This window comes from Brevibacillus centrosporus (assembly GCF_003710815.1).
Classification (GTDB): domain Bacteria; phylum Bacillota; class Bacilli; order Brevibacillales; family Brevibacillaceae; genus Brevibacillus; species Brevibacillus centrosporus.
The window spans coordinates 1-26168 of sequence record NZ_RHHP01000039.1 but is presented as its reverse complement, the minus strand read 5'-3'; the positions used below and the strand labels follow the sequence as shown (position 1 = coordinate 26168).

The 26168-nt window shown below is 50.2% G+C and carries 32 protein-coding genes and 1 riboswitch; of the genes, 4 read left to right on the top strand and 28 right to left on the bottom strand.

Annotated features, from left to right (window positions below):
- Positions 1 to 3 precede the first annotated feature (3 nt).
- Positions 4 to 642, top strand: a complete 639-nt coding sequence (gene nadD / locus EDM55_RS25810; RefSeq protein WP_122961706.1) for a nicotinate-nucleotide adenylyltransferase — start codon at positions 4 to 6, stop codon at positions 640 to 642.
- On the opposite strand, the gene EDM55_RS25805 is transcribed toward nadD, so the two are convergent.
- The 20 genes from EDM55_RS25805 to EDM55_RS25710 all read right to left on the bottom strand — a co-directional run bounded on the left by EDM55_RS25805 (position 621) and on the right by EDM55_RS25710 (position 17405).
- On the bottom strand, positions 621 to 920 hold the full coding sequence (locus EDM55_RS25805) for a hypothetical protein (protein WP_141295886.1): 300 nt from the start codon (positions 918 to 920) through the stop codon (positions 621 to 623). The genes nadD and EDM55_RS25805 overlap by 22 nt on opposite strands.
- Before the next feature lie 16 nt (positions 921 to 936).
- Entirely contained in the window at positions 937 to 1509 is a 573-nt protein-coding gene (gene yqeK, locus EDM55_RS25800) for a bis(5'-nucleosyl)-tetraphosphatase (symmetrical) YqeK (protein WP_122961731.1), read from the bottom strand.
- An 85-nt stretch (positions 1510 to 1594) separates the two neighbouring features.
- The gene (locus EDM55_RS25795) at positions 1595 to 1825 is read right to left on the bottom strand and encodes a DoxX family protein (protein WP_122961704.1); all 231 of its coding nucleotides are present in this window, start codon (positions 1823 to 1825) and stop codon (positions 1595 to 1597) included.
- Positions 1826 to 1913: 88 nt separating this feature from the next.
- Positions 1914 to 2765, bottom strand: a complete 852-nt coding sequence (locus EDM55_RS25790; RefSeq protein WP_122961703.1) for a M56 family metallopeptidase — start codon at positions 2763 to 2765, stop codon at positions 1914 to 1916.
- Positions 2766 to 2768: 3 nt separating this feature from the next.
- On the bottom strand, positions 2769 to 3194 hold the full coding sequence (locus EDM55_RS25785; protein ID WP_092266444.1) for a BlaI/MecI/CopY family transcriptional regulator: 426 nt from the start codon (positions 3192 to 3194) through the stop codon (positions 2769 to 2771).
- Positions 3195 to 3294: 100 nt separating this feature from the next.
- Entirely contained in the window at positions 3295 to 4194 is a 900-nt protein-coding gene (locus EDM55_RS25780; RefSeq protein ID WP_122961702.1) for a DMT family transporter, read from the bottom strand.
- Between the two features lie 158 nt (positions 4195 to 4352).
- The gene (locus EDM55_RS25775; protein ID WP_122961701.1) at positions 4353 to 4718 is read right to left on the bottom strand and encodes a response regulator; all 366 of its coding nucleotides are present in this window, start codon (positions 4716 to 4718) and stop codon (positions 4353 to 4355) included.
- Complete coding sequence (locus EDM55_RS31510) at positions 4715 to 4951, bottom strand: hypothetical protein (protein ID WP_373863358.1); 237 nt, start codon at positions 4949 to 4951, stop codon at positions 4715 to 4717. The genes EDM55_RS25775 and EDM55_RS31510 overlap by 4 nt, the downstream gene beginning before the upstream one ends.
- 56 nt (positions 4952 to 5007) lie before the next feature.
- Positions 5008 to 5322, bottom strand: a complete 315-nt coding sequence (locus EDM55_RS25765) for an MASE3 domain-containing protein (protein ID WP_122961699.1) — start codon at positions 5320 to 5322, stop codon at positions 5008 to 5010.
- A gap of 579 nt (positions 5323 to 5901) precedes the next feature.
- A riboswitch (cyclic di-GMP riboswitch) is annotated at positions 5902 to 5985 on the bottom strand.
- 128 nt (positions 5986 to 6113) lie between these two features.
- Positions 6114 to 8237, bottom strand: a complete 2124-nt coding sequence (locus tag EDM55_RS25760; protein ID WP_122961698.1) for a sensor domain-containing protein — start codon at positions 8235 to 8237, stop codon at positions 6114 to 6116.
- 292 nt (positions 8238 to 8529) lie between these two features.
- Positions 8530 to 8844, bottom strand: a complete 315-nt coding sequence (locus tag EDM55_RS25755; RefSeq protein ID WP_092266450.1) for a type II toxin-antitoxin system RelE/ParE family toxin — start codon at positions 8842 to 8844, stop codon at positions 8530 to 8532.
- Positions 8789 to 9217 (bottom strand): AbrB/MazE/SpoVT family DNA-binding domain-containing protein, encoded by a 429-nt coding sequence (locus EDM55_RS25750; protein WP_246071089.1) that lies wholly within the window; start codon positions 9215 to 9217, stop codon positions 8789 to 8791. The genes EDM55_RS25755 and EDM55_RS25750 overlap by 56 nt, the downstream gene beginning before the upstream one ends.
- 268 nt (positions 9218 to 9485) lie before the next feature.
- The gene (locus EDM55_RS25745) at positions 9486 to 10673 is read right to left on the bottom strand and encodes a CaiB/BaiF CoA transferase family protein (protein ID WP_122961697.1); all 1188 of its coding nucleotides are present in this window, start codon (positions 10671 to 10673) and stop codon (positions 9486 to 9488) included.
- A gap of 17 nt (positions 10674 to 10690) precedes the next feature.
- Complete coding sequence (locus EDM55_RS25740; RefSeq protein WP_122961696.1) at positions 10691 to 11842, bottom strand: alpha-hydroxy-acid oxidizing protein; 1152 nt, start codon at positions 11840 to 11842, stop codon at positions 10691 to 10693.
- A 21-nt stretch (positions 11843 to 11863) separates the two neighbouring features.
- Complete coding sequence (locus EDM55_RS25735; protein WP_122961695.1) at positions 11864 to 12649, bottom strand: enoyl-CoA hydratase/isomerase family protein; 786 nt, start codon at positions 12647 to 12649, stop codon at positions 11864 to 11866.
- A 24-nt stretch (positions 12650 to 12673) separates the two neighbouring features.
- Entirely contained in the window at positions 12674 to 13345 is a 672-nt protein-coding gene (locus EDM55_RS25730) for a methionine ABC transporter permease (RefSeq protein ID WP_092266454.1), read from the bottom strand.
- On the bottom strand, positions 13338 to 14360 hold the full coding sequence (locus tag EDM55_RS25725; protein ID WP_092266455.1) for a methionine ABC transporter ATP-binding protein: 1023 nt from the start codon (positions 14358 to 14360) through the stop codon (positions 13338 to 13340). Before EDM55_RS25725 ends, EDM55_RS25730 begins: the two co-directional genes overlap by 8 nt.
- An 84-nt stretch (positions 14361 to 14444) precedes the next feature.
- Positions 14445 to 15257, bottom strand: a complete 813-nt coding sequence (locus EDM55_RS25720; protein WP_092266456.1) for a MetQ/NlpA family ABC transporter substrate-binding protein — start codon at positions 15255 to 15257, stop codon at positions 14445 to 14447.
- Between the two features lie 305 nt (positions 15258 to 15562).
- Positions 15563 to 16660: an AbrB family protein gene (locus EDM55_RS25715; protein ID WP_122961694.1), complete on the bottom strand. Its 1098-nt coding sequence runs from the start codon at positions 16658 to 16660 to the stop codon at positions 15563 to 15565.
- Between the two features lies 1 nt (position 16661).
- A complete protein-coding gene (locus tag EDM55_RS25710) occupies positions 16662 to 17405 on the bottom strand; it encodes an MBL fold metallo-hydrolase (RefSeq protein ID WP_092266458.1) in 744 nt (247 codons plus the stop codon).
- Positions 17406 to 17532: 127 nt separating this feature from the next.
- Here EDM55_RS25710 and EDM55_RS25705 point away from each other — a divergent pair, with 127 nt between their 5' ends.
- Positions 17533 to 18414 carry a TetR/AcrR family transcriptional regulator gene (locus EDM55_RS25705; protein WP_170184480.1) on the top strand — a complete coding sequence of 294 codons (882 nt, stop codon included), beginning with the start codon at positions 17533 to 17535 and terminating at the stop codon, positions 18412 to 18414.
- A gap of 38 nt (positions 18415 to 18452) precedes the next feature.
- On the opposite strand, the gene EDM55_RS25700 is transcribed toward EDM55_RS25705, so the two are convergent.
- The 6 genes from EDM55_RS25700 to EDM55_RS25675 form a co-directional block, all read right to left on the bottom strand.
- Entirely contained in the window at positions 18453 to 18986 is a 534-nt protein-coding gene (locus tag EDM55_RS25700; protein ID WP_092266460.1) for a DinB family protein, read from the bottom strand.
- Between the two features lie 61 nt (positions 18987 to 19047).
- The gene (locus tag EDM55_RS25695; protein ID WP_092266461.1) at positions 19048 to 19998 is read right to left on the bottom strand and encodes a helix-turn-helix transcriptional regulator; all 951 of its coding nucleotides are present in this window, start codon (positions 19996 to 19998) and stop codon (positions 19048 to 19050) included.
- A complete protein-coding gene (locus EDM55_RS25690) occupies positions 19995 to 20597 on the bottom strand; it encodes a TetR/AcrR family transcriptional regulator (RefSeq protein ID WP_092266462.1) in 603 nt (200 codons plus the stop codon). Before EDM55_RS25690 ends, EDM55_RS25695 begins: the two co-directional genes overlap by 4 nt.
- Before the next feature lie 8 nt (positions 20598 to 20605).
- Positions 20606 to 21997 (bottom strand): FAD dependent oxidoreductase, encoded by a 1392-nt coding sequence (locus EDM55_RS25685; RefSeq protein ID WP_246071088.1) that lies wholly within the window; start codon positions 21995 to 21997, stop codon positions 20606 to 20608.
- 87 nt (positions 21998 to 22084) lie between these two features.
- Positions 22085 to 22828: an SDR family NAD(P)-dependent oxidoreductase gene (locus tag EDM55_RS25680; protein ID WP_122961692.1), complete on the bottom strand. Its 744-nt coding sequence runs from the start codon at positions 22826 to 22828 to the stop codon at positions 22085 to 22087.
- 39 nt (positions 22829 to 22867) lie between these two features.
- On the bottom strand, positions 22868 to 23623 hold the full coding sequence (locus tag EDM55_RS25675) for an SDR family NAD(P)-dependent oxidoreductase (protein WP_122961691.1): 756 nt from the start codon (positions 23621 to 23623) through the stop codon (positions 22868 to 22870).
- 138 nt (positions 23624 to 23761) lie between these two features.
- Here EDM55_RS25675 and EDM55_RS25670 point away from each other — a divergent pair, with 138 nt between their 5' ends.
- The gene (locus EDM55_RS25670) at positions 23762 to 24688 is read left to right on the top strand and encodes a LysR family transcriptional regulator (RefSeq protein WP_092266466.1); all 927 of its coding nucleotides are present in this window, start codon (positions 23762 to 23764) and stop codon (positions 24686 to 24688) included.
- Positions 24689 to 24902: 214 nt separating this feature from the next.
- Here EDM55_RS25670 and EDM55_RS31190 read toward each other — a convergent pair whose 3' ends face one another.
- Together EDM55_RS31190 and EDM55_RS31185 are read right to left on the bottom strand one after the other, a co-directional pair.
- The gene (locus tag EDM55_RS31190) at positions 24903 to 25295 is read right to left on the bottom strand and encodes a glycoside hydrolase (protein WP_246071087.1); all 393 of its coding nucleotides are present in this window, start codon (positions 25293 to 25295) and stop codon (positions 24903 to 24905) included.
- Positions 25292 to 25423 carry a hypothetical protein gene (locus tag EDM55_RS31185; protein WP_258957541.1) on the bottom strand — a complete coding sequence of 44 codons (132 nt, stop codon included), beginning with the start codon at positions 25421 to 25423 and terminating at the stop codon, positions 25292 to 25294. The genes EDM55_RS31190 and EDM55_RS31185 overlap by 4 nt, the downstream gene beginning before the upstream one ends.
- A 192-nt stretch (positions 25424 to 25615) precedes the next feature.
- On the opposite strand from EDM55_RS31185, the gene EDM55_RS25660 reads away from it, so the two are divergent.
- Positions 25616 to 26116 (top strand): GNAT family N-acetyltransferase, encoded by a 501-nt coding sequence (locus tag EDM55_RS25660; protein ID WP_122961690.1) that lies wholly within the window; start codon positions 25616 to 25618, stop codon positions 26114 to 26116.
- Positions 26117 to 26168: the final 52 nt, after the last annotated feature.

The window sequence follows — 26168 nt, the reverse complement described above, 5'->3', positions numbered from 1 at the left end:
TGGATGAGAATCGGTATATACGGCAGCAGCTTCGATCCCATTACCTACAGCCATCTCTTCACGGCAGCCACAGTTGCGCGCCGCAGACGCCTGGACAAGGTGATTTTTGTGCCCTGCTCTTCTCTGCGGCACGACAAAAAGCTGCAGACCGATGATGAGCACCGCCTGAACATGCTGAAGATGGCCCTTGAGACCAGCGCGCATAAAAAGAACAGCTTGGGTGAGCCGCTCTTTGAAATATCGACGGTCGAAATGGACGCCTTGCCGGGAGAGACCTATACGTACGACACTATGATTCATTTACGAAAAAAGTATCCGAACGACGAGCTGTACTTTATCATGGGCTCTGATCTGCTCGCGGGCCTGTCCAACTGGGGCAATGCCGAGAAGCTCGTATCACAATTTCAGTTCATCGTCATGTCTCGTGAGGGCTATCCATCCGCCGATCTGATCGCAGAGGACCCGCTGCTGCGCAATCATGACGAGCATTTTTTAATCATGAGCAAAGGAATCAACATGGGCATCAGTTCGACCTACATACGCGACGAAATTCGCAAAGGTGGCGACCCCAGCTTTCTTTTGCCTGATGTCTGCCTGCAATATATTTATGAAAAAGGTATTTACTGCGAGATTCGCGAGTGAGTCATTTCTGCTTCCCGCTCGTAAAAAAACACAGCCGGCAAATAAGAGCGACTGTGTTTTTTACTTTTCAATTTGAAAGACAAAGCGCCACTTTGCGGTGTTGCCCGAATATCTTCCCCTGTGGAAGCTGGAGCAGCCGCTTTCGCCGGTAACTCGGGGGCTTCTGAGGAAGCATCCGCTTGCGTGACTTTTGATGCTGCTTGCGGCATGGCCGTTTGTGTAGAACAGCTTGCGAGAAGAACGCAAATCATCGCGAGTAGCACAACTGGACGCCTCAATCCAATCACCTCGTCACTATGTATTCCTTTTTACGGGGATTATGCCTTCGTCCGCATGAAGGCGTGCCTCTAATTCATAGTACGCTTCCTTTAACCATGGATGGATGACTCGTAAGCTTTCTCGCTTCTGCCACAAATAGCGAATATAGGAGTAACCAGCATGCTCAACTGATTTTTCTAGCTCCTGCCGGATTTCTTGGAGATAGGGCGGGGTTCCAGGCTGATCCCATGCGATCTTATCTGCAACAAACAGCACCATATCCAAAAGGGAAGCATCTTTTCTTAGCGTTGTATGACACCCTACTGCATTTAATATCGCTGGATTCGAAATGTTGAACAGGCTTCTAGCCATTTCTTTGGAGAGCTTTTGATGAATGATCATGGGGAAGACTTCTTCCTCTGGCAGAACCTCCAGCCCTAACTGTTGGGAAATAGTCACTCTCTGTTCGTTTGGAAATACCGCGCTAATATCATGCAGATATCCAGCATGCTCCGCTTCCAATGGATCAGCACCAAACATTTCGGCTATTTGTTTCGCCTCTTCCCCCACTTTCATGGAGTGCTCTGCCGTCTGCTGGCAGCCGTTCATCGTTAAAAAAAAATGGACGTCCTCACGCAAAAAAGGCAGTCAGGACTGCTTTTCCTAACTGCCACTTGCATCGTTTGCTTATTCGCTACTTCGCTTCTCCCAGTCTTTTTTGCCCGAAAGGCAGCAGCTTGTCCACGGCCAAGAGAGGACTGCCTGCGAGCACCAGGTAAAGGGACATGGTAAGCAAAGCAATGTGCAGCTCGTTGCCCGTGAAAAATCCAGCTGTCCCCTCCAACGCCTGAAACTTGTCCAGTCCGTGATTGATAAAGACCAGCCCCAGAATGACGCGAACCAGCAATGCTCCTACTTCCTGCATCGTTTACTTACTCATTTCGACTCCTCCTTCAAGATATTGGGTTAGCTGATTTCAAACTACATAGCGTAGTGTAATCGTGTAAAAAAAATCAGGCCATGGAGACCCAGAAAAGCTGACTTAACAAGAAGATGACACCCAGGGAAATACATACGGATACTGTCGGCACTTGAAAAGGTGCCTCTTTTTTCGGATCCAGCAGCCGCTGAATACGATAGTTGATCGCCGTATCAGCAAAGGACACATGAGCAGCCTGTGTGACCGAAGCGGTTTGCCTTTGCTTCAGCAGCTTCAGGAGTGCTCTGCCCAAATCGGCCATTCCCCCTGTCTGCTCCATCGCATGACGGTCAGCCAGCACTTCACGCACCACTTTGTAATGCGAATGAATATGCTTTAAGACGGGCAAGTACCAGAAAACGTTGGCAAGCAGGGAAAGGAAAAATACCTTCAACGGATCAGCGTGTTCCTCGTGGTACGCTTCATGATGAATCACGGCCGCCAGCTCTCTTTCGTCCAGCAAATCCAGCAAGCCTGTCGAAAGCACAATCCGGCGTCGGCGCAGTCCCACCGTAAATGCCAAAGGCTCGCGACTGTTGACCACGTAAACATCGTCTTTGCCAAAGCGATAGGCGCCTCTCAGCTGATTGGTCTTTTCCACATGCAGATTCCGCAGCAGAGTCGCATCAAACCGGCGGCACAGCCGAATTTGTCTGACTGTCATCCAGATCGCCCATACAAACGTATACAGTACCAGCACGTCGAGCAGATAGCCCGCCGAGGAAAAGCCAAGGGAATGAATCGTCGTTTTGCACAGCTGCAGGAAGTTGAAATGCAGATCCCAACCCATCATGGTGTAAAACAAGTACATACCCATTTGAATAGAAACGAGTGCGGCTATCGTAAGCCCCGACAAAAAGAGCATTCGCGATCGATTTTCCCACATGGCTTATTTTCCCTTTTTCAAAGAATTGATTTTTTCTTCCAGCAGCTCCAACAGCTCTGGATCCGCATCCTCCAGCTCATCGAGCATATGCGTGATCGCGAGTGGTCCGAATTCCTCCATCAGCTCATGCGTCAGTTCCTTGGATTGATTATTGATAAAATCCTCCTTGGACTGTACGGGCTGAAACAAGGAGGAGCGCCCAGCCGCTCTTTTTTCTAGAAAGCCTTTTTCCACCAGCCGATTCATGACGGTCATGACCGTGTTGAAATTGACTTGCTTGTCCGATTCGAGCTTTTGCTGTACGTCTTTAATACTCAGCTCATGCGCGAGCTCGCGGCTGTCCCACAGTATTTCCATGATCTTCGCCTCAAGCGGGCCAAAAAAACGATTCAAGCCGCTCTCTTTCATCTTAAAGTGCTGCAGTTTCATTGCATTCACCTCACACTACCAATTGTAGTGTTGGAAACTATGGAAGTCAACAGGCCCGGGACTATTTTCCAGCCCGAGCCTGTTGACTTTCCTCACTTTTTCAAGCTTCAGATGCGATCCGAACCTTTTGTTTCTTGCTTCGATAGTTTACCAAGCAAATACTCAAGACAATCAGTACCAATCCGGCAACCAGCGAAAACGTAAACGGCTCGTGCAAAAACAGCGTACCCGTCGCTACCGCAATCAAAGGTACCAGGAACGTGAAGGACGCAATCTTGCTAGCATCGCCGCTATTCATCAGATGGAAGTAGATGACAAACGCAACGGGTATGCCGAGTGTCGCACCAAACCCTAATCCAAACACGTAGCCGCCGCTCCAGACGATATCTGACCAGCTCTCGAAAATAGTCCCTGCTCCTGTCAGCAGCGCGCCGCCAATTACAAATTGCAGGGCAACCATCCACAGGGAATCTACCTTGCTGCTCTCTCTTTTCACATAAATGACGCCGAGTGCCCAGCTGATCGCAGTCAAGATCGCAAGCACAACACCGACGATCGATATTTGTCCTTGCAGGCCATCTGCACTGACCGCCAAAATCCCGCAAAACCCAATCAGCAAGCCCACGATCTTTAGAAGGGACATCTTCTCGCCTAACCAAAGCCAAGCGAACAAGCCGATCAGCACTGGCTGAAAATACACGAGTACCGAGAACAGCCCACCTGGCAAGTACACCAGACCCGCTGTTTGCATGCCATAAAAAAGAGCCGCATTGAGCAGAGCGGACACACAGTAACGGGACCAGTTCTGTCGCCATTTCATTTTCCTCCAGGTAGGAATTAAAAATACTGCCAGCAGCAAGCCTCCTAAGAACGCCCGCATTCCTGCGAATAGAAGAGGTGGAGTATAAGGCAGCGCCGCTTTATAGATGGACCAAGAGATACCCCAGATCAGGACTAGGCAAGCGATGGCGAGTGTGGTTTTCCTCGTCGAATTTCCCATGAGGGACCTCCCTTTTCTTACTTTTCGGCAGTCACTCTCTAAATGAAAGGAAAGCCTGAGCATCGTCTAGTCTATACCCATTTGCCTGCTCATTACAAGACCCTAAATCCGCCATCGGTGTGCAAACGGTTCCCTGGCGTTATGCATTTGAAAAAATTTCACTTGGAAATTTGATTACGAATCGTGCTTACAATTTTTTCTTTTTGGAAAGGCTTCACAATAAAATCCACCGCTCCAAATTGCAGCGCCTCAATGACCATTGCCTTCTGCCCCATAGCCGAGCACATCATCACCTTGGCTTGCGGGTCAAAGCTCTTGATCAGTTTCAGCGCGGCGATCCCATCCACCTCTGGCATGGTGATATCCATCGTGGTAAGGTCCGGTCTTTCCAATTTGTATTTTTCAAATGCCTCTTTACCCGTTGAAGCCTCTATCACTGTATAGGCAAATTCTTCTACGATCATATTTTTCAGCACGCTTCTCATAAATGCCGTATCATCCACAACCATTATTTTTTTCGTCATATGGGTGCCCCTTTTCCATTTGTGTGAAGTAGAAGCCACGTTACAAGGAGCGTTACATCCCTACACGACTGCGGTAGGAAAATGGAACGCTTCTGTATCTCATGAAAGTACAGAGGTAACTGCTCGGGTAAAATAGGGGGACTGAATAGGTACCCCTGAACCTGCCGACATTGTTGTTCCCATAAGAAATCTAATTGGTCTACGTGCTCCACACCCTCAGCAATCACCTCCATTTCAAGGTGATTGGCGATAGAGACAATCATGGAGATGATCGCTGCATCATTCTTGTTCATAGTGACATACCTTCACCTTCGAAAATAATCAATACCCAGATAAGAGAATAGGCAAGAGAAAGGCAGTAGGCCAACCATCTATGAAAAGGTAGTGCTTGTTTTTCTTTTGCAAATACAAAAAGCAGCAGCCCGATCGCGAGGGTCAGACGGGAGATCAAATAAAACCAAGTCGCCTTGTAGGCAGAGCATTCCGATAAAAAGAATGGCATTCCTTTATAGGAAAGCGCATGGAATATCTCTAGCACCCCAACAGACAGGAAAAGAGCCCCCATCCAAAGTCGTTTTTGAGAAAAGACATGGGGAAAAAACATCCATTCCTAACGCTTGCTGCGCACCAAGCAGATTGCCTTTTTCATAGGATTCTACCGCTTGCACGGCAAACTGATGAACAGCCTTATGCGGTTCTTCGAGTTGTCTAAAGGAAGGCTGATCTTTTGCGGCAACTGGCCATAATACCAGGCCCCAAGCCTGCAGGTTTTATGGGAGGCTGCTTGCTTGGCATCGATCTAATAGCATGTTATAGATCTTCCATTTCCAGAGAAGATGGTCCGTTTTCGCCACGCGGATAATGTCTTTATAATTCAGCCTCACATTAATGCTAAAGAAGGTGTTTCGGTATTCATCCATTTTCTTGCTCAGATCAAAGATAATGGAATTTCGATAAGCGATATCCATCACAGAAGACGTAAGAGATAAAATGCTCGGCGGTCAGATGAATGCGGCTATCTCAGCCTTGTACGGAGTTAGAATGTGAGCATAGAATTCTCCAAATTCGCTTGCCACGATTTTGATTTTTTATGAAAGAAGGACATAAGCTACCTCCGATAATTTCGAATGATGGATCCTAGACAGAGAAATTTTCACACAAAAAAACCGACCTTATTTTTACGAACAAATAGGGTCGGTTGCACTACTCGCTCCCTGCCATTCAAGTGCCCACATACGAATGACAGATCATCGCTTCCACAGTCATGTAGTTAAGTTGAGGTCATAAATTTCGATTACTGCAACGCTTTAACCAATCAAAGTTATTATAGTCGTTTTTACCTATACAGTCTGTGAACACATAGTGAAAAGGAGCGAAAAAAATCAACAATCGTCTTCAATTTCGTTCCGCTAAAAACTGCTCAAAATCATCCGTCGCCAGCGGTCTGCTGAACAGGTAGCCTTGCCCGTGAGCACAGCCGTTTTGCTGCAAAGCTTCTGCTTGGTCATCCAACTCGATGCCTTCCGCGATGACGTTCATCTGCAAGCTGTCCGCAATCGTCACAATCGCCTTCACGATCGCCTGACTCTCCTGATTATGGTGAATATCCCGAATAAACGATGCGTCTATTTTGATTGTATCGACTGGCAAGCTCTTGATGTAGCTAAAGGAGCTGTAGCCAGTCCCGAAATCGTCTATCGAGATGTGAATGCCCGCTTCTCGCAGCTGTTTGAGAACCGCCGTCGCTTCTTCCATTTTGACAAAAATGCTCTCGGTAATTTCCAGCTCCAGCCACTGTGCCGATAGCCCAACCTCTTCCAAGACCCCTGTAATTCTCTCCACCAGATCCTTCTGGAAAATTTGCCGCGCGGATAGGTTTACGGACACCTTTAGAATATGCCCTTGATCATGCCACTTCTTGTTTTGCTTACAAGCTTCTCTCAGAATCCACTCGCCAAGCTCGAGGATCATCCCGCTCTCTTCTGCAATTGGAATGAATTTGCCTGGAGATATGACTCCCAGCTCCGGATGCACCCAGCGTACGAGTGCTTCCATTCCCGTCAGCTTCTGGGAGCTGATATCCATTTTCGGCTGGTAATAGACGTGGAATTGCTGCTGGTCAATCGCTTTGCGCATCTCGTTTTCCATCAGGATACGCTCCAGCGATTTTGCCTCCATCGTTGGATCGAAAAACGAATATCCGTTGCGTCCTTGCGATTTCACGGAATACAAGGCGGTGTCGGCTCGTTTCAGCAGGTCCTCCGCTGTGTCGCCATCCTGCGGAAACTGCGCGATCCCGATGCTGCACGAGATGTTCACCAGATGTCCACTTAACTCGAACGGCTTTTGCAGCTGTCCCATGATCAAGTCCGCTACTTCCTCCGCTCGCTTGGAGTCTCCCTGCTGGCCTAGCAGAATCGTGAATTCATCCCCGCCCAAACGTGCCACCATGTCTGACGGCTGTATGCAAGATTTTAGGCGCTTCGCCATTTCGACCAGCAGCAGATCTCCGATATCGTGCCCGAAGGAGTCATTGATGTCTTTGAAACGGTCCATATCGAGAAACAAGACGGCCAGGTTGGACTGGAAACGCTTGCCCTGCATGATTTCCTTGGTCAGATGCTGGACGTACATCCGGCGATTCGGCAGGTCCGTCAGAGAGTCATGATAGGCCAAATGATGAATCATTTCCTCCGTCAGCTTGCGTTCCGTAATATCGCGCGTAACGAGAATCAGCTTGGTCACGTTTCCCTGTTCGTCGAAAACCGGACTGGTCTTCGTCTCCGTCCAGATCGCAACCGCACGCTCGGATTTGATGCGGCATTCCGCCATGTAGCCTTTTCCCGTGGAATACGTATAGCGGATCGCATAGCTCATGATGTCCCGATCCTCTTCCACGATCCATTCGAGCAGATTTTGAAACTTTTCAGCCGGCACATCGTGTTCCCAAAGGGTTTGATGCGAAGGCGACAAATACAAAAAATCCCCATCCGAATTGATCACTGAGATGATGTCGGACGTATTTTCGGCGATGATGCGATACCTGGCTTCGCTCGCCAGCATTTCTGCCTCCATTGCCTTGCGGTCGGTGATGTCGTTGCGAATAGAAACGTACTGATAGATTTTCCCCGCCTGATTCATAAAGGGAACAATCGTCGTGTCAACCCAGTACAAAGCACCATCCTTCGCTTGATTCTTGATTTCCCCGCGCCATATTTGACCCGATCCGATCGTTGCCCACATGTTTTTGAAAAATTCTTTGGAATGATGACCGGAATTCAACAGGCGGTGATCCTGCCCGATCAGCTCATCTCGACTGTATTTGGATATGCGGCAAAATTGGTCATTGGCGCTCTGGATAATGCCCCGATGATCCGTGATCGCCACAATGGTGGACTTGTCCAACGCTCTGCGTACATCAGCAAGATCCCGCAGGGCGCGCTTTAGTTTTTCGTCTTTTTCTTGCAGCAGGTCTTCCCATTCCTGCGGCGAGAGGTCTACTACCGCTTCGGTTCTCATCTATCTATCACCAGTTCCCCTAGTCAATGTACAAAAAGGACCCTATCCCAAACGGATTGGATCATGGCTTCATTGTACCATGAACTTCCAAAAGGTCTATGGGCGGAGATGAAGAGCTTTTCAACATTTCTGTAAACGTTGGCTTCAGGTGCGGAAGCAGGATTCGTTAGGCGTTTCTTTCAAAGGAAATTATCATAGAGCTTTAGTATTCTTATACTTCGTCAGGCAACAGTATGTAGTAAAGAATGTTATGTAGTAAAAAATGCGATGTACTCAGCCCATCGCATTTTTTCTATAGACGGAAATTTACGGAAGACAGATATTGCTTAACATCGTCGTAAAAATTTTCTCTTGTACCAAACCAAACGAAGTAAATATGCTGTTCGGTCGGATCATACAGATAGCAGAGTCGAACGGCAATTCCATTTATCGTCCAATCATAGGACCAAAATGGGCGAAGATTCTCCTTGAGCGGGTACCCTAGCGTAGGTGTTTGAAGAATTGCGTCGCGTTTTTCTTCAAACTTTCTAACCAGGGCACTTTGTCTGGTTTCAAGTTTCTTTAGTGTTTTCTCCAATTTCTTGGTCAAAGAATACGTCAAGTCCATTGAAATCATCTACCTCGCCATCGTCGACCGAATCACCCGACATATCACGTTCAAACTCCTGAATACGACGATCCATCAGCTTATTCAATTCTATAATACGACGCGAAATTTCATCGGCTAACTCATCACCTGTTAGCCCCTCCGCAATCGCTTCCCGGACAATCTCTCTGGTGTCAAAATCAATCGTGGTGTTAGCATCTTCCTTCACAGGCTCAAGAAAAATACCACCGTCTCTTAAATATGCTGCAACCGTAGTACCAAAGCCGAGATGATCGAAAAAGCTCTTCGGTATCGTAATCTGCCTTTTTCCAGTTACCGTGATTTTCTTGTATCCAACTATCCCTGCTTCGCCCGAATGCAGGTTTTTCATCATAGTTTAAATTCAACTCTCTTCACAATTAGACTCTACGGTCTTCACAATTAGACTCTGTTCTTAATGGGCGGTTAAAGAATAGTGGAATAACTAATCACTGCCAACTTTAATCAAGGAAAAATCAAGGATATAATAAATGGATGTATTTGTCAAGATCAAGGATGTATCCTTGAAAAAAGTTTACCCTAGCACGTTGCTTAATTATCTTGTCTACTCAAAAAAGACCAGTTCCTTATCTGAAAATAGGAACTGGCCCTTCATGCACAATTTAGATTACCTTGTTTTCCTCCAGCTGTCGGATCGTCTCTTCCGAATACTGCAGCTCCTGTAAGACCTCGCGCGTATGCTGACCGAGCAGCGGTGCAGGACGCTTGATCTGACCGGGCGTCTGAGAAAATTTCGCTGGAAATCCGAGACTCTGAATCGTTCCCGCCAGCGGATGCTCGTACTCGATCACCATGTCTCGCGAGCGGATATGGGGGTCATTTAGAGCCTCGTCATACTGATAGATCGGGCTGGACGGCACCCCGGCTGCATCGAGCTTTTCCAGCCAATATTGCGAATCCTGCTGGACGAGTACGGACTCAATGATTTTTTCCAGCTCCGGCAGATTAGCCGTACGCTCGCTGTTGGTCAAAAAGCGCGGGTCGTCGATGAGCTCTTCCCTTCCGATCACTTCCTTGCAAAACTTCTCCCACAGCTTCTGATTTCCCGCCCCAACCAGAATGTTTCCGTTTTTGGTCGAGAACCCTTGATAAGGAGCTGTCACTCGGTGAGCGGAGCCGTTTGCTTTTGAAACTTCACCTGCTCCGAAGTAAGCAGCAGACTCCCAGACGGTCCAGGCAAGTCCTGAATCCACCAGCGACAGATCAATATGCTGGCCTTCCCCAGTCGTCATTTTGTGGATGTAGGCAGCCATGATCGAGTAGATGGCGGTAACCCCTGCGGCGATGTCATGAATGGCTATACCGTTTTTGACCGGACGTCCATTCTTTTCTCCCGTCATACTCATGAGCCCGGACAAGCCCTGCGCCATGATGTCATAACCACCCTTGTGACTGTAAGGCCCTGTCTGTCCATACCCGGAGATCGAGCAATAAATCAGGCCTGGGTTCAGCTCGCGCAAAGTCTCGTAGTCGATCCCCAGCTTTTTCGTCACACCGGGACGATAGTTCTCGATTAACACATCCGCAGACCGGACGAGATCATACAGGATTTCTCGGCCTGCCTCTTCCTTGATATTGAGGCGAATCCCTCGCTTGTTGCGGTTCGCCATCATGAAGCTGTAGCTCTCTTCCTCGAAATACGGACCCATGATGCGGCTATCGTCGCCATTCGGGTATTTTTCTACCTTGATCACATCGGCCCCCAAATCGCCCAACACCATCGTGCAATACGGTCCTGCGAGCACCTGCGTCAAGTCTATCACTCTCATGTGTTGTAACGCCTGCTGCATCTTCTGCCTCCTACTCGTTACAAGCGAATCAGTATACTTCTGTTCAGCTCCGCGACGGAATTGCTACCGGACAATGCTACGGATACATCCAGCTCGTTGATCAATGTGTCGAGAACACTTGCCACGCCTTTTTCGCCCGCAACCGCCAGACCGAACATGAAAGGTCGTCCGATCAGAACAGCCGTCGCCCCCAGTGCGATCGCCTTCACCACATCCGCCCCTGTGCGTACGCCACTGTCGAGCAGCACGGGAATACGTCTGTCTACCACTTCTGCGATCGCCGGCAAAGCATCCAGTGTCGAAATGGCTCCATCTAGCTGACGTCCACCGTGATTGGATACGATGATGCCGTCTACGCCGCGTTCCACAGCCAGCTTCGCATCGTCCGGGTGCAGGATGCCTTTGACCAGGATCGGCAGCTTGGTGTGCTGCCGCAGATAGTCGATGTCATCCCAGTTGAGCGTCGGATGATAAATGTTGCGGAGCACTTCCTCTACGGCATTTTCCGTGTTCACTTCGGACAGTCTGGAGCAGAAAACAGGATCCGAAACGTAGTTCGCCAAGCCTCTTCCTTCACGCAAAGGAGAGTAGCCATTGCGGAAATCGCGGCGCTTCCATCCGAGCATGATCGTGTCCACAGTAAGCACGATTGCCGAGTAGCCAGCCGCCTCCGCACGCTTGACCATGCTGGCGCACACTTCCCGATCGTTGGACCAGTACAGCTGGAACCAGCGCGGGGCATCCCCCATGGTTTCTGCGATTTGTTCCAGCGTATGAGCGGACACGGTGCTGACGACCATCGGTACGCCAGCCGCTGCTGCTGCACGGGCCGTAGCCAGCTCGCCCTCTTCATTCGCGATTGCTTGCATGCCTACAGGTGCCAGCAGTACGGGTGTTTTCAGCTGCTGACCAAAAAGCTCGATGCCCAGCGTACGCTTGGAAACATCACGCAGCATCCGTGGCACAATCGCCCATTTGCCAAAGGCAGCGCGATTGGAGGCAAGCGTCTCTTCTGCTCCTGAGCCACCAGCAATATAGTCAAAAGGTCCTGCTGGCAAAAGCTCCCGAGCTTTTTGCTCCCAGTCCTCGATCGAGATCGGCAGCGCTTGTGTATCCTTGTTTACACGGGTAAAAAGCAAGCTTTCGTTTTTTTGTTCTGTTCCTGCCATGAAAATTCCATCCCTTCTTTTTCAGCGAAACTGCGGTTTTCGCTTCTCCAAAAACGCTTGCACGCCTTCCTTGTAATCTTCTGAATCAAATGATTGCAAGATTAGTTCGGCAATTTCGGCGTTTTCTTCCGTATGTCCATTCAGGATCGCCTGTACGATTTGCTTGGTTCCCCGTACAGACACCTGTGAACGCTCGGCGATCAAGGCAGCAAACGCATAGGTATGCTCCACAATTTCGCTGTTATGGTAAATGCGGTCGATCAGCCCGATCCGATACGCCTCTTGTACATCCAGTGATCTTGCTGTGTACAGGATTTCTTTCGCCTTGGATGGACCAACCAGGTCGACGAGTCTTTTTGTACTAGTTAAATTATAGACGATTCCCAGCTTGGATGGGGTGATCGCAAAAATTCCATCTTCTGCGCTGAAACGAAAATCACACGAAAGCGCAATATCCAGTCCCCCGCCTACCGCGTATTTCTGGATCATGGCGATCGTCGGTTTGGGAAAACGGTGCAGCCTGTCTACCGACTCCATGGACAAATCGTTGTATTCCTTCGCCTTCTGAGCGGAGGAGCGGTTGGACAAAAATTCGCTGATGTCTGCCCCCGCCGCAAACGAGGTATCATCCGCACCGCGAATGACCACTACTTTCGTCTGCTCATCGGTCTCCAGCTCCGCCAGCCGCTTGGACAGCGTAAACCACATTTCCAGGTTCAGCGCATTGCGTTTGCTCGTACGGTTCAGCACGATCGTCGCGATCGGGCCTTGCTTCTCTACGTAAATCAGCTGCTCTTGATGGTTCATACTCGTGTCACCTCGCCCCTCGTTTTATCCCTTTTTGTATTTCGCCGCCAGCTTGTTCCCGATCGTTTGAATGCATTGAACGAGCAGGATCAGGATAAAGACCGTCACGTACATGACATCGACTTCATAGCGCAGATGTCCGAAACGGTAAGCCAGATCGCCCAATCCTCCTGCGCCGACGAGCCCAGCCATAGCCGTTCCGCCAATCAGCGTGATGAGCGCAATCGTCAACCCGAGGATAATAGACGGACGTGCTTCGCGGAGCAGGACATGCCAGATGATATGCCTCGTCCGTATGCCCATCGACCTGTACGCTTCAACCACACCGCTGTCCACCTCCAAAAGTGCGCTTTCCATCAGCCGGGCGATGTTGGGAACAGCATGGACGATCAACGGAACGATAGCGCCCTTGATGCCGATAGACGTACCTACCAAAAGCTTGGTGAACGGCAGGATAAAAAACAGCAAAATAATGAACGGGATCGAACGAATGATGTTGACTACCACGTTTAAAACCTGGTAAACACCCCGATTCTCCAGCGCATTCCCCGGTCGGGTCAGGATCAGAAGAACCCCTAGCGGCAGACCGAGCAGCACAGAGAAAAGCAGGGATACCGAGACCATCTGAAAGGTTTGCACGACGGACTCCCAAATAATCGGGAGACGTCCCTCGATGAATTGTTGAATATCAGACATGGGCTACCTCCACTCCCTCGATCATGACTCCTTGTTCCTCCAAATAGGCGATGGCTCGCTTCGTTTCTTCCTGATCGCCATTCAGATGAACGACCAGTGCACCAATCGTCTCCTGCTTCAACTGGATAATACCGCCGGCCAAAATATTGGGAGACACCTGAAATTTCGAACTGACCGATGCCAGCACAGGCTTGCTCGTGCTCTCCCCCACAAAGGACAGCCGCACGACCGGCCCAGTCTGGATCAGCTCCTGCAGGACATTGGCAGGCAGCTCCTTGTGATACGTACTGTTCACAAAGCGCTTCGTCGTCGGATGAGTTGCGCGCGCATAGATGTCGACCGTCCGCCCCTGCTCGATGACCTTCCCGTTTTCCATAACAGCCACACGATCGCAAATTTTCTGAATGACGTTCATTTCGTGGGTAATGAGCATGATGGTAATTCCCAGCTCTTTGTTGATCTTGAGCAGCAGCTCCAGAATCGACTCAGTCGTCTCCGGATCTAGCGCGCTGGTCGCTTCGTCACTGAGCAAAATTTCCGGCTCCTGCGCCAGGGCCCGGGCGATGGCTACTCGCTGCTTTTGACCACCTGACAGCTGGCCGGGATAGGCATCATGCTTGTCTTCCAGCCCGACGATTTTCAGATACTTGGTGACTCGCTTGTCCAGCTCCTCTTTGTCGACCTCCGTCAAACGAAGCGGAATTGCGATATTATCGTAAACATTAGCCGTCTTCAGCAGATGGAAGCCTTGAAAGATCATGCCGATTTTGCGTCTGACCTGCAGCAGCTCTTCCGCGGACAGGTTCGTTACCTCTTTGTCATTGATGACTACGGAACCGGAAGTCGGTGCTTCCAACAGATTTACGCAACGAATCAAGGTACTTTTCCCGGCACCGCTGTAGCCGATCACGCCGAAAATTTCACCCTTCTTTACTTCAAGTGAGACGTCGTCGATCGCCTGGATGGCTCCCTTTTTAGTCTGAAAGCTCTTTGAAACATTGGATAGCTTGATCACGCTGTACCAGAACCTCCTTTATTTCCTCAAACTCCTGTTAACGCAAACGGGGCCCCGCCATTTCACTGGCGGAGCCGTGTGGTATTACCAGACAGGGATAACGGAGCCCTCAAAGGTATCCTCCACAAATTTTTTCACTTCGTCTGTTTGGTACGCCTTCACCAGTTTTTGTACAGCGACATCGTCTTTGTTTTCCGTGCGAACGACGATGACATTGTGGTGCTTGGAGTCCTTTTGCTCCAGGAAGATCGCGTCTTTCCCTGGGTTCAGGTTGTTCTTGATCGCATAGCTCGTATTGATAGCCGCTGCCGTTACATCATCCAGCTGCTTGGCGATCTGTGCGGCGTCCAGTTCAACGAATTTCAGCTCGCGTGGGTTTTCGGCGATATCGAGAACGGTCGCTTCGTCCCCCGCTCCATCCTTGAGCTTGATCAAGCCGGCGCTTTGGAACAGGAGCAGGGCACGCAGGCTGTTCGTCGGGTCGTTCGGGAGTCCAATGGTATCTCCCGCTTTCAGCTCATCCAGGCTTTTGATCTTTTTGGAGTACATGCCCATTGGATTGAGGACGGTCTGACCCACCGCTGTCAGGTCTGCCCCTTTTTCTTTTTTGTACGTTTCCAGGAACGGAATCGTCTGATAGCTGTTTGCATCGATTTCTTTTTCAGCCAACGCGATATTCGGCATTTGGAAATCGGAGAATACTTTCAGTTCAACTTCCAAGCCATCCTTCGCAGCCACTTCTTTGACCTTTTCCAAAATTTGTTCATGCAGGCCGGACGTTACACCGACAACAATCTTCTTCTCGTTAATCGCCGTGCTTGACTGCGCGCCGCCCCCGCATGCTGTAAGCGCCAGAACGAGGAGCCCGGATGCTAGAATACCAAGAGCTTTTTTCATGGTGCCTTTCCCCCAATATACCGATTATACAACTATGATTACTATGAATAATAATTACAAAAAGCCCTTGCCTTAGACGCTCGCACCATCCAAGACAGCTTTTTATTATTATTCAAATAATTACAAAACGTAATATACTATACAGCTTATATCCTAGTCAATTACTGTGTTTATTTTTTCGATTAGAAAACTTGGCTCCGCCAAGCCTTTTGGCGGGGCCTTAGTTGCACTTATACTGGCTAAGAATCTTATAAATTCTTACTGTACAAAAAAAGCAGATGCACGGCAGCATCTGCTTTCTCCTTTTAACCTGTTGGCGCTTCCATTTCTTTCCTCTTCATCCTTGACCGGAATATCGCTTTGATCAGAGACGGCACCACCAAAAAGATAAACAGGGTACGGAACAGCTGATAGCATATGACGACTGACAAATCAGCGTGAACCTCTGCTGCGATAATCCCCATCTGGTCCATCCCTCCTGGAGATAGACCTAAAAAGGCGGTCATGAAGGACACCTCATGAAACTGTGTCAGCAAAAAGCTCAAGCCCATCGAGCAGCCGATTAACAATACGCCGCTGAGAACGGCCAAGATCGCCATGAGCAGCTTGTTCTTCAGCTTTTCCGGCTTCAGCAGCAAGCCGATATACCCTCCTATCATGAACTGGCACGCATTGAGCAGAACGGAAGGCAGTGCCGGACCATGGAAGCCGGACAGATTGATCAGGATGGTAGCAATCATCGGCCCGAGAAAGATGGCAGATGGAAAGTGAATTTTTTTGCCCACGTAGGCAGCTGCGGTACATGCAATCGCAAAGACGAAGATATTCGGAAACAGTCCACTCCAACTCACCGCTGCCTTTTGGGCAAGCAAGTGCTGGCCCATACCTTCCAACCCAAATAAGGGACTGAATACAAGCATCGGCACAAAGAAAATGATCATCAGCAAACGTGAAACCTGCAGAAACGTAACAACCGTCAGATCCACTCCCTTGATCTCTTGGGCGAGCGGTATCATCTGACTCAGTCCGCCCGGGATGCTGCCCATCAAGACAGTAGGAAAAGAGGTGCCAGACAATTTGGAAACCAGGAAGGCGATACCCGCCGCGCAAAGCAGTGTCATGGCTGTCAGCAAAATCATCAGCGGCAGCTGCTGGCCGATTTGCTGGAGGGCCGCCATCGTAAAGGACAAGCCGATCGTGTAGCCGATCATGATCATGCCCGTACTTCGAACTACGCCGGACCAATAAGGCCGAAACGATTTCCACAGCTTGGAGACGATCAGCACGAACAGCATCGGACCGAGCAGCCACGGGATCGGCAGATGCAGCCATTGAAATACCAAGCCGCCCACAATCGCGATGAACAAGGTAATGGAAAAGGAAGCAAAGCGTTCACTGTTCATCTTACTTCACCGCAGCTGCGATTTCCTCGAGCCGTTTTTTCACATCGCCCTTGTAGATCCCGCCGTGATAGCAGACAACTGTTTCAATAGGCAGAGCCATGAGTCTTTTTAACGAGCGGAGAGCTTCCTCCATGTCAGGAGTAGCATGTGGATTCGGCCCCTGCAGCTCGCCGTTTTCAACGACCAGCGCGTCTCCTGCAATCAGCGTCTTGCTCGCGGGGTGGTACAGACAAATGTGTCCGGGAGTATGACCTGGGGTATGAATCACCTGCAAGCCTCCGCCAAACGGCAGCACATCGCCGTCAGCTGCGACATGATTGACGTTGGCCCCTGTCTCTGGAGAAAAAGCCTGAACAAACTCGTTTCGCTCTTTTTCAGGCAGCGATTGCAGAATTCCATCGCGCATCTGCGGCTGCATTTTGATCAAAGGAAGCACGCCGTCGATGTACGGCTTGTCGTCAGCATGCGCGTATACATCCAGCGGCTGCTTTGCTTCCGCCAAAAAATGCGGCAGACTCCCCACATGGTCGATATCCTGATGGGTCAAAATAACAGCATGCGGCCCATCTGCAGGCAGGCCCGCTTCCGCGATGAGACTTTGGATGGTGTCATAGCAGCCAGGCATGGCCGTATCAATCAAGGTACAAGTTTGATCGTCGTACACCACCATAGGATTGATCACCAGTTTTCTTTGCCCGATCTCGAAAGTCAATTGCAGCATTTCCAATCCTTCTGCGATTTTCATAAGTCCCATCCTCCTCTTCACCGTTACAAAACTTACGAGTTCATTATATGACCCATGAGTTTTCACTGTCAATTCCATATATTGACCTTGCTTTTCTGGCATGTCAGAATACGGAGGGGTGAGTTCAATGGAAGAAGCAAAAAAACAGCAGATTCTGCACAGAGCAAAGGAAGTTTTTCAGGAAAAGGGCTACGTTTCCGCTTCCATGCAAGAAATAGCGGAATCCTGCGGAATGGCCAAAGGCAGCATCTACAAAATCTTTCCCTCCAAAGAGGATTTGTTCACCGAGGTCTTCGTTGCTTGCCATCAAACGATGTTCGATCACGCGCGGGAAATGGATCGAAAAAACCACGCCGAGCACTTGTCGCCAAAGGAATGTCTACGGCAAAATATAGAGTTCCAGCTTCAGTACATGCTGGAGAATTTCTTTTTTATGTTTGAATTCACTGAGCTTCCTATCAAGGAAAACGAAAAATTTATAGCGGCATGGAAAAAAAAGCGGGCAACTCTTTTAACCTTGCACAGAGACTGCATATTGGAAACCTATGGGAGCCCCGTCGAAGTCTTCGTGTGGGATGTCGTTGCCATTTACCGTGGAATCCTGCGCGAGTATTTGTACTATACCGTCCGCAAAGTAATTGCGCTGCCGATGTCGGAGCTGGCCCAGTTCATCGTGGAGCGAATCGACGCTGTTGTAAACGATTTGCTCGCTTCAGAAGCGAAGCCCATTTTGCAATCGACCAATACATACTTTCAACATCTCAATCCGCTCGACCCGCTGCACCAGCAGCAAAATGTCTCTGGCTTTCTGGATGCCTTGGCTGCCAAAATTCAGAATCTGTCGATGCCTGCGCCAGCTCGCGACGAGCTTTTAGAGGTCATATCCCTATTGCAGAAAGAGCTGGCACAAGATTCCCCCAACCGCACGCTCATTCACGTGTTCATGACCTACCTGGAGACGATTCCTCAGCTTCGTCCTGATGTGCGCCAGCTTGCCTTGCTTATGTAATGCAAAAAACCACCCTCTCGATGGGTGGTTTTGCTTGATCACGCCTTGTTTTGCAGAAGCTCGCTTTTCAAGCGGTCCAGCTGGCGGAAATGATGACGGTAATGCATTTCGACGAGCTGAAACCATTCCTGACCATTCAGCGCCCCAAACCCGGGGTGCACGATTTGATGCGCAAGCGAGATCTCGTGCAGATGCGGCTCAACCTCTTGCATGCGAGCAGCGGCGGCATTCAGGCCCTCCAGGATTTGCTCCTTGCTCTCTGGTTGGACAGGGGTGTACGCAGGGGAAGGCGGCACTTGAACCCGGATCGGAGGAATCTCTCCCTCAGCAAAGACTTTCTGTCCGATTTCAGTCTTGTCACCTGTCGTCACATCTGATCCGGTCCGGCACTTCTCTACATTGGCGAGTTGCATGAATAGGGCGGACTGGTACAAATGCACGTACATTTGACCGATAGACCAGTCGCTTGGGCTTGGCTGTGTCGTGAGCTCCTCCATGGTAAAATGACTCAGCTCTTCGACGTAGCGAGCTGTACTTTCCTGAAAACGTTGCAGCAATTCTTTGGTATTCATCTATCCCCACTCCTTTTCGTTGATAGCCTGATCATACAAAAACGCTACTGACAGCATCATGTCAGTAGCGTTTTATCATTTTTTCGATTTCCTCACGAATTTCTCTCCGAAACATTTCCGGTTCCAGCACCTCAAGATAGGCTCCCCAGCCTAATACCCATTGCTTGACTTCCTCCGTCTGACGAACGCGCAGGGTGATGAGCAAGCCATCCGACGAATCCTCCCACCCCTCGAGGAAAAAATAGTTGGATTCCTTGATTCGCTCGGCAATGTCCCTTTGGGCAAGCAGACGCACGTACGTTTTCCGGTCATCCATCGGTTTGTACGCATGCAGATTGAAATCAGGCGGGCGTTGGTACCCCTCTTCTGTTATCGCAAGCTGGCTCATCCGTGACAGCCGGAAGTGCCGCAGGTCGTCGCGCAAATCACAATGCCCGATCATGGTCCATGCTCCGCCTACAAGAGCTAACCCGTACGGTGCGACTACGCGGACACTGTCTCTGTTTCCGTCCTCTTCTGCCAAGCTTTTGCGATAATGAAAGGATACTTTTTTGGCATCCAGCAATGCCTGCCTGATCTTCTCCACCCACTCTTTTTCCTGCTTTCCCGCTGGAGTATCACTGGCAAATGCGAGAAGGCGCATGGTCGTGAGGATATTGGCCGCTTCTGCGCGGACTTGTTGCGGGAGCACTGCCTCGATCTTGCTCCGAGAGCTTTTCGCTCTTTCCTGATAGCGCGGATCGAATTTCTGCTCGACAAAATGCGCTCCTATCAGCAAGGAAACGGCTTCCTCCACGGTAAAGCTGACGGGTGGCAAGAAAAATCCCTCCATCAAGGAATAGCCCACGCCCGGTTCGCCTACGATCGGAACGCTCGCTTCGCTGAGTGCCTGCATATCTCGGTAAATGGTTCTCACACTTGTTTCAAAGCGGGCAGCCAAATCCTCTGCACGCACCACACCCTTGCGCTGGAGCTCCAGCACGATGGCGAGGAGGCGATCCGTCTTGTTCATGGCCGGCTTCTCGCTATCAATCTAAGCAGCATGTCGACGTCAGGCAGGCGATAGCCCTCGATTCCCTGGGCATTCAGCACCATGAGGCCGGAGAGGACAGACAAGTAGGAGGAAATGAGCTCTTCCAGGCTGCCTTCTACGATTTCCCCTGCTTGCTGTGCCTCTCGGAATACAGGCAAAAGCCGCGCGATAAACGCGTGCATATCGTGGCGGGCTATGAGCTCCTTCACTTTTTCCGGCACACCGTCCGATGTCCGTGCATGATGGATCAGCATGAAATATGGCGTGCCGCTTTCGTCGAGCATTTCCATCGACAGCGCCCGTATTTTTTCGAGTGGCGTTCCCGGCAGATCATACACTCCGCTTGTAGCCTCTTCTGCTCCCTTCATCGCATCCTCGATCAGGGTGGTAAACAGCTCTTCCTTGGAGGAAAAGTAATGGTACAGGAGCCCGTGGCTGATCCCTGCTTCCGCCGCAATCATGCTCATTTTCGTCCCGATGATCCCGCGGCGGGCAAACACCTTGAGTGCCGCCCGCATGATTTGTTCTCTTCTTTCATCACGAATTTGATGCAGTTGTTCTTCGTTTAATGGCGCCAAAGAATATTTCACTCCTTAAACGGGATGATTTCGTCCAATATTTCTTCCAGTGACATTCCATGATGTGTCTGTTGCAGCTCTGCCAACAGCTGCATTCCCTCGTCACTTGTGCCGAGAATCCCTGACACGGTTTGCGCGTTGAAAATGCCGCGTGGCGATTGCGACAGCGTATTCACTCCCCAGTACAAGCCATACCAAGGAAGGTTTTGCTTGGCCGTAGCCTCCTGAAGCAGAAGACTCATGACTCTGCTTATAAAAGTGATGCCCGGTAAAGAATCAGAGCCATCGTACTCGACACCCTCCCACTGGATATCCGTTGCGCAGTTCAGCCACCACGCCGGTTCGATGGCAGCCTGCATGCAGACGAGGACTTCCTTCTCAAAGTCGAGCTGGGGATTCACCTGCTGCTGCCGCAAGCAAGCGTCCAGTTTTTCTGCTTCGATGGCGGCTACCGTCATTCCTTGACCGAAGATCGGATCAAAGATACAAATAGCATCACCGAGAACCAGCAATCCAGATGGCCATCGCGTCATCTGCTCATAGCGGTGACGGTACAGCTCAGGGACACGGTAGCTGCGTATGGTCGTCAACGGTTCTAGCCCTTCCAATATTTCTGCGATCAGGGGGCTGGGCAGCTCCGCGATCGCTTGTCTGTATCCTTTCTCATCTGTCGGAGGGTAATTACCGCCTGGCCGATAGAGAAGCATCTCCGCCACTTGATTTTCAATAAAGGAAAATACTCCGGTAAAGGTACCAGTGGCAGGCTGCCCTGCGATGTTGATGACATCCCATTTTTCGATTAGATACGTAAGATGATGGGGTACTTGAAAGCGTTGCGTGCTGTACCCGATGTTTGCTCTCAGAACATCGGGACGGGGCACTTCGTAGCCCATTTCCGCAAGCCACTGTGGCAGCTTGGAAAAACGCCCGCTCGTATCTACTACCAGGTCAGCCCTAGCTTCGGTCACTTGCCCCGGTTCTTTGCGATTCCGGACGAGGACACCCGTGACAGCCGTATAATCGGGAGACGGGAGAAGGCCGATGACATCCTGCCTGTCGAGGACATGGACGTGAGGGATGTCTTGCACGCGCCTGCGAATGACCGACTCCAGATTGGCCCTACTGAACTTGATATCGTTTCGCTGGTAAGGACCAGTAATGCTGCCATATTGATTGCTGTTACATACGGTTTTGTTGAAGGACGATGGAGCGCCGTTTGCAACGAGGTCGTTCTCAAAACCTGGAAAGAAGCGTTCTGTTATCATCTTACCACGTGCGGTAAACCGATGGGGGTGAAAAGCATGGGGAGTGCCTAAGCGCTCCTGTGGCTCTGTCGGAAGCTCATCCTTATCCAGGATCAGCACCTCGGTATAGTAATCGGACAGCACTCGCGCCGCCAATAAACCGGCGATGCTCCCTCCAATAACAATTGCCTTTCCTGCCTTTTCCGGGTGAACACTTCACCCGGATCTTGCTGCGGCGATTTCTTATTGAGCCGTATAGCCACCGTCTACCAGAAGACTTGTCCCTGTAATGAACGAAGCATCGTCGCTTGCCAGAAACAGCACTGCTTTTGCGACTTCCTCCGGTTTGCCCAGTCGCCCCATTGGATGCAGGCTGACGAGGTGGTCATTCATCGCTTCATTTCGTCCAGCGATCAACGGTGTATCGATGTAGCCCGGACATACAGCGTTGACGCGGATTCCTTCTTTTGCGTAGTCGATTCCCAGCGTCTGGGTCAGCAGCTTCACGCCGCCCTTCGCTGACGCATAGGCAGTCACTCCCGCTTTTCCTGCGTGGCTGTGGATAGAGCCGCAGTTGACGATGGCCCCACCGCCGCCTTGTGCGAGCATTTGCTCGATGACGTATTTGTCGCAGAGGAATACCCCTGTCAGGTTGATATCGATACTACGGCGCCAGTCATCCATGCTCAGTTTCGCAGCAGGTGCATCCTTCGCAATACCAGCATTCGCGAACAGAATGTCCACCCGGCCGTATTTCTCGACAGCGGCGCTGACCATATGCTTGACCTCTTCTTCATGGGTCACGTCCGTTTTCACGAAAAAAGCGTCGAAGCCGTCTGCATTCAGCTTGTCCGCCAGCTCCTGACCACGCAAAGAAAAGTCGGCAATAACCACTTTCGCTCCCTCTTTGGCAAACAGCTGGACAGTCGTTTCCCCGATTCCGCTTGCTCCGCCTGTGACGATCGCTACTTTATTGGCAAATCTCATCTTGTTTCCCTCCTCGTTTAACCTGTTACCTGAATTTCTTTATTGTGCAGTACCGCCGCCGTCAATCACGAACTCAGCACCCGTCACATGACCTGCCTCGTCAGAAGCCAGGAACAGAACCACATTGGATACGTCCTCGACTGTACCGAGACGGCCTGTAGGCACGCCTTTTGCCAATTCTGCTGTGGAGTGCTTGGTTGTTTCTGCCGCATATTCCACCATTCCCGTCTGGATGTAGCCAGGGTGAATGGAGTTTACACGAACGCCTTGCTGTGCATACTCGATCGCTGCATCCTTGGTCATGATGCGTACAGCCCCTTTACTCGCGCCGTACAAAACATGTCCTGGCGCGCCGATCAGACCTGCGATGGAAGAAGCGTTGATCACGGAGCCTGCTTTTTGTTTGGCCATGACTGGCATTATGTGCTTCATGCCTAGGAATACACCAGTAACGTTGATGGACATCAGTCGGTTCCAATCATCCAGCGTGATTTCTGCCAAAGGTTTAATGATATAAATGCCTGCGTTGTTAAACAGGATGTCTACTTTTTGGTATTGTTCAACGGCTTGCGCCACAACCTGCTGCCACTGCTCTTCTTTGCTCACATCATGAGCGATGGCGAGTGCGGAACCACCCGCATTCTTGATTTCGTCTACAGTCTGATTCGCACTGTCCAGATTAATATCGGTTACCACAACTTTTGCGCCTTCCCTCGCAAATCGAAGAGCCGTATGCTTGCCGATCCCGGTTCCTCCGCCTGTGATAATCGCTACTTTTCCTTCCAATCTAGCCAATGTAAACGCCTCCGTCCAATTTGGGTTTGCTGCATCATATCTTCCTTACACCCTCATTATAGACTTCCTTTTCATTAAAAAATATGTAAAGATATTTATCGTTAGTTTAGCCAAACTTAAGTAAAGAGGTGACTGTTTATGAACCTGGAGCAGCTCGAATCGATTATCGAAATCGCAAAATCCGGGTCTTTGACCAAGGCCTCCCAATCCCGGCATGTGACGCTTTCCGCTATCAGTCAATCCTTGTCCAGCTTGGAGGCAGAGCTCGGGATTACGTTGTTCACTCGCTCGCGCATGGGGGCCGCTCCGACAGCTGAGGGTCTCAGCATCATTCAAAAGGCGTTTGAAATCCAGAAAAAACTGCAGGAAATCCAGGAGGAAGCGCAGGGCTATGCCAACACGATGGTAGGCAATCTGCGGCTTGCGACCATCCCCGGGCCAATGAACTTGCTGGTAACTGCGGTCGCGCGCTTCAAAAAGGATTATCCCCAAATCCGACCGGAAATCGCCGAAAAGGGCTCTCAGGAAATACTGGAAGATATTCGCCACGATAAAATCGACATCGGTTTGCTCATCGTATCCGAGAGCCTGGTACAAAAAAATGCCGGCTTGGTGTTCGAACACCTCCTGGAAGGAAAAATGGTCGTGGGTGTCAGCAGAAAATCCCCGCTTGCCCTAAAGCAATCCGTGACACCGGAAGAGCTGCTCCCGTATCCGTTTGTCCTGTACAATGACGAGTACGTGAAAAGGTTTGTCGACGATTTTGCCGTGAGATACGGCCCCATCGACATCCTGTTCACCACGAATAATACGGATGCGATCCGCAGTGCCGTACGAGAGGAAATGGCTGTCACCATAGGCTTGGACTACTCCTTTATTAATGAGCCAAACAACCTTCGCGAGGACTTTGTCGCTCTCCACATCGACATCCCCAAGCAGCAGCCTATCTATCTGGGCTGGGTACAGTCGGAGGAGAGGCATTTTGCCCGGGTCGCCAGAGGGTTTACCCAACGATTGAAATACGACCTGCGAAACTATCACGAGCTTTTTCTCGCTAGAGAGTAAAGGCAGTGTCGCTCATCACGAGCAGCACTGCCTTTTTGTCAAAACATGCCTTATTGATTCGGTGCAGCAAAGGTCGCTGTTTCCATCCCGTCGATGACAAGAGCAGAGTGAGCTTTCACGATCTGATTCTCATATGAAAAATCGCTTGCCGAGAAGTTGGCGATCACCTGCAGGTCCGCTCCAAAAGATGTTCGCTGTACCAGCCGGTCCTCCGTTAAAATCGCAAAGTCATCCTCGCCAGCTTAGCCTGCATATCCTGCTCTTGTGTCGTAGTGCGTCCAGGGGTGTAGTCATCGTTGAAATCTCCGGCTGCATCCACATCGATGAACCAGGAATTGAAAGCCACACCGGTACTCATGATCTCATCCATACGCGCTTTTACGCTGGGGAGAGACAACGTCGGGTTGAGCAGTCTCCCCTCCCCGAGGAAGCCCGCTTTTTTCTCGCCGTTTTTCTTGGTGATGGTCGCGTTCTCATACAAGGTTTTATCTGGGAAAATGGCGGTGTTCCAGTCCTGGTTTTCCTCCTTGTGAATGGAATGGTACGAATCGTAGCTGGCGACCAAATAGCCCATTTCACCCGCTTGCTTCACAAACTCGGGCTTCATGTAGGCGCCGTCCAATCAGCAAGCCCGATCCACGCATACGAAATCCCCGCTCCCTGCAGCTTATTCAAAAGCTCCGTTGAATCGGTCGCGCCCCATTGCTCGACCTCTGTGGCCGTCTCTTGTAACACACTTTTCAGCTAGCGCTTGTTTAGCTCGTACAGCTCTGGCTCATTCAGCTGCGCGACCCCTTTGGCAAATACATCGTAATACAAGGTACTTTGAAATTGGTAATATATGCTTCCTGTCTTTCTTTGAATATTGACAAAAAGAACAGACGTTCGTACAATAAAATAACAGATTATTCCTCAGGAGGCCCATGTATGGCAGCTCAAACGAACCTCGCTCAAACTGTACAACTTGCTTTTTATCACCCTGACCATAAAGATGTCCTGTACTCTTTTGACTTGCCACAGGAGCAAATGCAGTTCACTGGCATGCCCACCGACGTGCTCGAGCCTGCCATCCAAGACGAGCAGCAGTATCCGATCGTCATTCTGGCAGATTCCATACCAGTAGGATTTTTCATTTTGCACAATAGCGAGACCCGCATCGAGTACACAGACAATGAGACGGCCCTTCTCCTGCGCGCCTTTTCGGTGAACAACGCCGACCAGGGAAAAGGGTATGCCAAGCAAGCCCTCTTGCAGCTAAAGGATTTTGTCCAACAGAGCTTCCCTCAGGTAGAAGAGATCGTGCTGGCTGTGAACATGCGAAATCTCGCTGCACGTCAGGTCTACTTGAAAAGCGGCTTTCTGGATGAGGGACGTACGAGAATGGGCGCAATTGGTCCACAGCATGTACTCGTCATGCCTATTTTCTAGAGTCAAAAAATGCAAAAGCCGCCGAGCAAGATTGAACTGCACCCCAATTGTT